The organism is Microbacterium sp. K41, from assembly GCF_004794395.1.
Classification (GTDB): domain Bacteria; phylum Actinomycetota; class Actinomycetes; order Actinomycetales; family Microbacteriaceae; genus Microbacterium; species Microbacterium sufflavum.
Map to the genome: position 1 here is coordinate 1 of NZ_SSDO01000513.1, position 6,826 is coordinate 6,826.

Genomic DNA, 6,826 nt, shown 5'->3' on the forward strand with positions numbered 1-6,826 from the left:
CCGCGCGCGAGCTCGGCCTCGGCCACCGCCTGCGCCGTGCCACCCGCCACACCGGCGATGCGCACGACCTCGGCACCCGCGCGGGCGTCGAGCTCCTCCGCGGCGAGCGCGAGCACGGGCTCGAACAGGGCGTGCTCCGGGTCGCGGATCTCGAACTGGGTCGTGTGCACCCCCACCGCGACACCACCGGCGCCCGCGTCGAGGTAGTAGCGCGTGAGGGCGCGCTGGCGGCGTTCGTCGAGCGTGCGGTCGGCCGTCAGCGCGAGTGGGTGCGCGGGGATCACAGCACCGCGCGCGAGCGTGGCCGCGGCCTCGGGTCGCAGCACCGGCACGGTCGCGGTGTCCGCGGACGACGACGGCATCAGAACTTCCCGTCCCGGACGGCCCACTTGGTGGGCTTGGCGATCATCGGCAGGCCCGCGTCGATCCAGGAGGCCTGCATGCGGATCAGCTCCTCGGCCGACACGGACGGGTAGCCGAACAGGGCCATGCAGCGGCGGGCGTCGCTGAGCAGCGCGGTCGGCTGCGGCTCCTCGACGATCGTGACCTCGCGGTCGAACAGGGTGCCGAAGCCGCGGGCGACCGACTCCACGCTCAGCAGCTCCGGCCCGGTGAGGTTGATGACGAACGGATCGGTCGACGCGTGCACGAGGCTGCGCAGCACCACCTCGTTCGCGTAGCCCTGCCAGATCACGTTGACGTTGGCGGTGGCGACCGACACGGGCTCGCCCGCGTGCACGGCCGTGCCGATGTCGGCCAGCACCCCGTAGCGCAGGTCGACCGCGTAGTTCAGGCGGATGATGGCGACCTTCGTGCCGCGCTCCTGCGCACCGAACTCGAACACCCGCTCCCGTCCGAGGCACGACTGGGCGTACTCGCCGATCGGAGCCGGGGTCACGTCCTCCGACGCGCCGCCCGACGACGCGGGCACGAACGGGTACACGTTGCCGGTGGACAGCACGGCGATCGCGCTGTCGCGGTAGCGGCGGGCCACCCGGTCGGGCAGGGCGGCGTTGACCTCCCACGCCCACGACGCGTTGGTCGCCGCACCGAACTTCGCGCCGACCATGAACACCACGTGGGGGGCGTCGGGAAGGGCGGAGAAGTCGTCGTTCTCGATCAGGTCGAACGGCACGACGGTCACGCCCGCGGCCTCCAGGCGCTCGCGGATCGCGGCGTCGCCGAAGCGCGAGACCGCGTACACGGCGTCGTCCTTCCGGCCGGCCGCGTCCATCCCGCGGCGCGCGAGCATCGCGAGCGTCGGGCCCATCTTGCCGCCGGCGCCGAGGATCACGAGGTCGCCCGATCCGCGTGCCAGGTCGGCCACGAGCGCGTCGCTCGGCGTGGCCAGGGCCTCTTCGAGCTCGGCCTCGGAGGCGAAGCTGTGCTGAGTCATGTGGTGCTTTCCCTTCTTCTCAGCCCTTGATCCCGGTGCCGGTCACGCCCTCCTGCACGTACCGCTGGGCGATCAGGTACGCGAGGAAGATGGGCAGCAGCGCCACGACGGAGCCGGCGAGCATGGTGCTGAGCGGCACGTTCTGCTGCTGCAGCGACGAGATGCCCACGGTGAGGGTGAACATCGAGTTCGACTTGGCGATGATGAGCGGCCACAGGAAGTCGTTCCAGTGCCACAGGAACACGAAGATGCCGAGGGTGGCGAGGATCGGCTTGCACAGCGGCAGCACGATCCGCAGGAAGATGCGGAACTCCCCCGCACCGTCGATCCGTGCCGCCTCGAACAGCTCGTCGGGCAGCCCCTGGATGAACTGCCGCATCAGGAACACGGCCTGCGCGTTCGCGAGCGTCGGCAGGATCAGGCCCCAGTAGGTGTCGATGCCGCCGAGGTTCGCCATCAGGATGAACGTCGGGATCAGCGTCACGTGGAACGGCACCATGACCATCGCCAGGAACGACCAGAACATGACCTCCTTGCCGCGGAAGCGCTTCTTGGCGAAGGCGTATCCGGCGAGCGCGGAGAGGAACAGCACGGCCACGACCGACACGAGCGAGTAGACGAGCGTGTTGAACAGCCAGCCGAGGATGTTCTGGCCGCCGAGCACCTGCGCGTAGGAGTCGAACGAGATGTCCGTCCAGGGCAGCAGCGAGCCGGGCAGCTCGACGACCATGCCGGGCTTCAGGCTCAGCACGACCATCGCGTAGAACGGGAAGAAGCTGAGGATGCCCGCGAGGCTCAGCCAGATCCACCGCACGACCACGCCCCAGCCGGTGGGCTCCAGCGCGCGGAACGAGCGGCGCTTGCGGGGCGCGGGCTGCGGGGTCGGCGCGGCGGTCTGCGTCGGGGGCTGCAGGAGAGCGGTCATTTCTGCTTTCCGATCACGAGGCGCTGGATGAGGGCGACCACGAGGGTCATGACGAACAGGGCGACGCCGACGGCGGCCGCGTAGCCGTAGTCGAAGTAACGGAAGCCCTGGTCGTACAGCAGGTAGACGAGCGAGTAGCTGGCGTTCGCCGGACCACCCTGGGTCATCACGTAGATCACGTCGAACACCTGGAAGGCCGCGGTGGTCTCGATCACCGCGAGGAAGAAGAACGTGGGGCGCAGGTGCGGGAGGATGATCCACCGGAACCGCTGCCAGGCGTTCGCGCCGTCGACCAGCGCGGCCTCCTCCAGCTCGCGCGGCACGTCCTGCAGCGCCGCGATGAGGATCATCATCCCGTAGCCGAACCGCGACCACACGCCCACCACGACGATCGCGGGGATCACGAGCACGGTGCTGCCGAGCCACGAGCCGCCCAGCCCGAGCGGGGCCATCAGGGCCGACCAGGGGCCGTTCGCCGAGAAGATCCACACGAAGATCGAGCCGGCGAGCACCAGCGAGGTGATGACGGGCAGGAAGAAGATCGACCGGAAGAAGCGGGCGCCGCGGAAGGCCCGTCGCACGCCGAGGGCCATCACGGTCGACAGCACGAGCGCGATCGGCACCGCCAGCACCGTGTAGATGACGGTGGTGCCCAGCGCCCGCCAGAACAGCGGATCGGCGACCAGGCGCTGGAAGTGGTCGAGTCCGCGCCACGCGATCTCGCCGGAGATGTCGTAGTCGAAGAAGCTCAGCGCCACGCCCGCGATGCTCGGGCCGAAGCGGAAGGCGATGAACAGCAGGAAGGCGGGGAGCACGAACAGGAACGCGATGCGCGCTTCCCGCCGGGCGAGCACCCGGGCGACGCGCCCTGCGGGCTTGGGTGCCGTCGTGGCCGTCGTCATTGTCGTTTCCTCACGTCGGGGGCGGAGAGGAGGGGGCGTGCGGCGGCTGTCCGCACGCCCCCGTCGCCTCACTTCTGCAGCAGCGGGGCTGCGGCGGCCGCGGCGTCCTTCAGGGCGTCGGCGGGCGACTTCTGGCCGAGCAGGGCGGCCTGGATCTCGGGCGACAGCACGCCCATCAGGGCGCGGGAGCTGGCGTCGAGCTGACCGACGGTGGTGTCGGGCACGTACTTCTCGACCTCGCCGAGCAGCGGGTCGTCGGCGTACAGCGGCTCGGTCGTGCTGAGCGCGGAGAAGTAGCCGGCGGCGGTCAGGTACGGCTCGACCACGTCGGCGCCGGTGGCGTACTCGGCGAACGCGGCGGCGGCGTCCTTCGCCTTCGAGCCCTTGAGCACCGAGAGCGAACCGACGGTGCCGTACGCGACGGACTCCTTGTCGCTGAGCGGCGCGAGCACCTTCACGTTCTCCTCGCCCCAGAACGGCGCGACCTCGGTGACCGCGTTGTTCCAGGTGCAGGCGACCTTGCCCTGCGCGATCGCGGTCTGCTCGAGCGGCACGTTGGTGGTGAGCGCCTCGGGGTCGAGCGCGCCCTCCTCTGCCAGGTCGGTGAGGAAGGTGAGCGCCTTCTCGCCGGCCTTGCTGTCGAAGCCGACCTCGCCGTCCTCGGTGTAGACCTCGCCGCCCGCCTGCCACAGCAGCGGGTAGTAGGTGAGGTTGAGGGTGTTCTCGGCGGACGCCGGGTAGTTCAGGGCGTACATGCCCTTCTCCACGAACGCGGGTGCCATCTCGGCGACGTCGTCCCAGGTCTCGGGGTACTCGGTCACGCCGGCGGCCTCGAACGCGGCGGCGTTGCAGATGAGCGGCTGGGCGCTGGTGAGGATGGGGGCGCCGAGGATGTCGCCGCCGATGGTGACGGACTCCTTGACGTTGGGCAGCAGGTCGTCCTGACGCTCCGTGCTGAGCAGGTCGTTCAGCGGAGCGATCGACTTCTGGTAGGCGGCGAGCTGGTCGGGGATGAGGTAGACGACGTCGGGACCCTTGCCGGCCGCGATCGCGGTCTGGAGGGCCTCGTCGCGGTTGGCCCACGGGAAGATCTCGTAGGAGACGTTGACGTTCTCGTTCTCCTTCTCGAACGCCTCGATGGTCGAGTCCCAGAAGTCCTTGTGCACCGCCTCGTCGGCGATGACCGGGTAGAGCCAGACCGTGATGTCCTGCTCGCCCTCTGCGGTGGTGCCTCCGCCGGCCGAACATCCGGCCAACAGGGTGGCGGCCGCGACTCCCGCGACGACGCCGGTGATCTTGCTGACGCGCATGGTGCTCCTTTGCGTAAACCGTGCTGAGTACGGTTCATTATGACATTGGACTGGGATAATTCGTCAAGTACAAGTTCTCAGACGCTTGTTTCCAGCGTGTTTCTCGATCGTCAACGACAAAACACGATGTGAGAACGGGGTGTGCTAATTTGATCGCACCAACGACGGGGACGAAGGAGGCACCGCACATGGGCGTGACGAGTCCGCTGTCGATCGTGGCGCGCTGCGCCCTCCAGCTGCGCGACACGGGACCGGCGACCGTGAGCGATCTGTCCCGCTCGCTGGAGGTCTCCCGCACCTCGGTCGAGAACGCCGTGACCGTGCTCAGCGACTCCGGGCTGCTGGTCGACGCGCCCGCGCAGAACGGCGGAGGGGCCGGACGACCCGCCCGCCGATACGCGTTCCACGCCGCCGCCGGCACCGTCGTGGGCGTCGACATCGGCGTCGCGAGCGTCCGGGTCGTGCTGTCCGACCTCGCCGGAGCGGTCGTTGCCCAGCGCACCTACCCCGGCGTCTCGGCGCAGACCGACGGGGCCGCCAAGCTCGCCGCCGTCATCTCCCACATCCGCGGCACCCTCGCCGACACCGGCATCCCCGCGTCGCAGGTGCGCGCCGTCGGCGTCTCCCTCCCCGGGCTCGTCGACGACGCCGGCCGCGTGACCACCTCGGTCGTCATCCCCGAGTGGTCGGGCATCGACATCGGCTCGCAGCTGCGGCACGCGTTCGGATGCCCGGTCGCCGTCGACAACGGCGTGCGTCTCGCCGCGGTCGCGGAACACCACCTCGGGGTCGCGCAGCTCGTCGACGACGTGATCTACCTGTCGGTCGGCAACCGCATCGCGATGGGCCTCATCCTCGGCGGACGCCCCCGCCGCGGCATCCACAACGCGGCGGGCGACATCGGACGCCTGGCCTTCCGCGGACTCAACAGCGAGACCGGGCAGATCCCCTGGCGCACGGCCCCCACCGCCGCGGAGGTGTTCGCCCTCGCGCGGGAGGGCGACCCCGGGGCACGCGAGGAGCTCGACGCGTTCATCGACGAGCTCGCGCACGGCATCGCCACGCTGATCCTCACGGTCGATCCCGCCATGGTCGTCATCGGCGGCGGACTCTCGGCGGCGCACGAGCAGCTGCTCGACCCGCTGCGGGCCGCGCTCCCCGGGCACCTCGGGCTGCCGTTCCAGGTGCCGGTCGCCGAGGCGCGACTGGGCGCGGAAGCCGCCGCGCACGGTGCGGTCGTGCACGCGTTCCAGCGGCACCCCGCCGAGATCTCCGGCATCGACGACATGCCCGCCCCGCCCATCACCCCCCTGCCGCACGAGCCGGTCACCGGCGACGACACCGAGGAGAAGCAGTGAGCACGTTGACAGTCGGACTCATCGGCGCGGGCGGCATCTCCCGCGTGCACGCCGACGCGTGGCGGGCGCTGGGCGTGCGGGGCTACGTGACCTCGCTCGACGGTGCCGAGGAGATCGCCGCGGAGTACGGCTTCGAGCTGGTCGCCGACGTCGACGCGCTGATCGAACTGGTCGACCTGGTCGACATCGTCACGCCCAGCAGCACGCACGCCGACTTCGCGCTGCGCGCCATCGCCCGCGGTCGCGACGTGATCTGCGAGAAGCCGCTCGCCGCGACCGCCGAGGCCGCCGCAGAGGTGACCGCGGCCGCCGCTCGCGCCGGTGTCCGGCTGTTCCCCGCGCACGTCGTGCGGTACATGGGCGAGTACGCGCAGATCAAGGCGGGCATCGAGGCCGGGCGTGTGGGCGAGCTCGCGGTGCAGCGGTTCAGCCGTGCGGGCTCCGCGCCGCAGACCGGGTGGTTCTTCTCCGAGCGGGCGGGCGGCGGCGTGATCCGCGACCTCATGATCCACGACATCGACCAGGCGCTGTGGTTCGCCGGACCGGTCGCCAGCGTCTACGCCGTGCAGAACCCGCCGACGGTGGACGACCGCGTGCCCGCGCCCGTGACCGCGCACGTCGTGCTCACCCACCGCAACGGGGTGCTCAGTCACCTGCACGCGAGCTGGGTGCAGCCCGGCATGCCGTTCCGCACGAGCGTCGAGGTCGCGGGATCGGCGGGCCGTCTGCGGTACGACAGCGCCGAGGACCACACCCTCCGCACCGACGCCGTGGTGCCCGAGGGCGACGCCGACTACCTGCCGCCGATGTCGCCCGAGGAGAGCCCGTACTACGCCGAGATCGCCGACTTCGTGGCCGCGATCCGCGAGGGCCGTGCGGCGCGCGTCGCCCCCGCCGACGGGATCGCCGCGGTCGCGGTCGCCGAGGCCGCCTAC

6 protein-coding genes and 1 pseudogene are annotated in these 6,826 nt (G+C 70.7%); 2 read left to right on the plus strand and 5 right to left on the minus strand.

Translation table 11 applies throughout. The features are described from left to right. The 5 genes and pseudogenes from DW309_RS17480 to DW309_RS17500 all read right to left on the minus strand — a co-directional run. A pseudogene (locus DW309_RS17480) lies at positions 1-362 on the minus strand (dihydrodipicolinate synthase family protein); the annotation flags it as partial. Next, positions 362-1,396: an NAD-dependent epimerase/dehydratase family protein gene (locus DW309_RS17485; RefSeq protein ID WP_136046096.1), complete on the minus strand. Its 1,035-nt coding sequence runs from the start codon at positions 1,394-1,396 to the stop codon at positions 362-364. The pseudogene DW309_RS17480 and the gene DW309_RS17485, both read right to left, overlap by 1 nt. A 19-nt stretch (positions 1,397-1,415) precedes the next feature. Beyond that, on the minus strand, positions 1,416-2,321 hold the full coding sequence (locus tag DW309_RS17490) for a carbohydrate ABC transporter permease (RefSeq protein ID WP_136030487.1): 906 nt from the start codon (positions 2,319-2,321) through the stop codon (positions 1,416-1,418). Beyond that, on the minus strand, positions 2,318-3,223 hold the full coding sequence (locus DW309_RS17495; RefSeq protein ID WP_136030489.1) for a carbohydrate ABC transporter permease: 906 nt from the start codon (positions 3,221-3,223) through the stop codon (positions 2,318-2,320). Before DW309_RS17495 ends, DW309_RS17490 begins: the two co-directional genes overlap by 4 nt. A 68-nt stretch (positions 3,224-3,291) precedes the next feature. Then, on the minus strand, positions 3,292-4,533 hold the full coding sequence (locus DW309_RS17500) for an ABC transporter substrate-binding protein (RefSeq protein ID WP_136030491.1): 1,242 nt from the start codon (positions 4,531-4,533) through the stop codon (positions 3,292-3,294). A gap of 188 nt (positions 4,534-4,721) precedes the next feature. Here DW309_RS17500 and DW309_RS17505 point away from each other — a divergent pair, with 188 nt between their 5' ends. Then, complete coding sequence (locus tag DW309_RS17505) at positions 4,722-5,891, plus strand: ROK family transcriptional regulator (protein WP_136030493.1); 1,170 nt, start codon at positions 4,722-4,724, stop codon at positions 5,889-5,891. After that, positions 5,888-6,826: Gfo/Idh/MocA family protein (locus DW309_RS17510; RefSeq protein WP_136046097.1), on the plus strand; the 939-nt coding region annotated here is incomplete at its 3' end. The genes DW309_RS17505 and DW309_RS17510, both read left to right, overlap by 4 nt.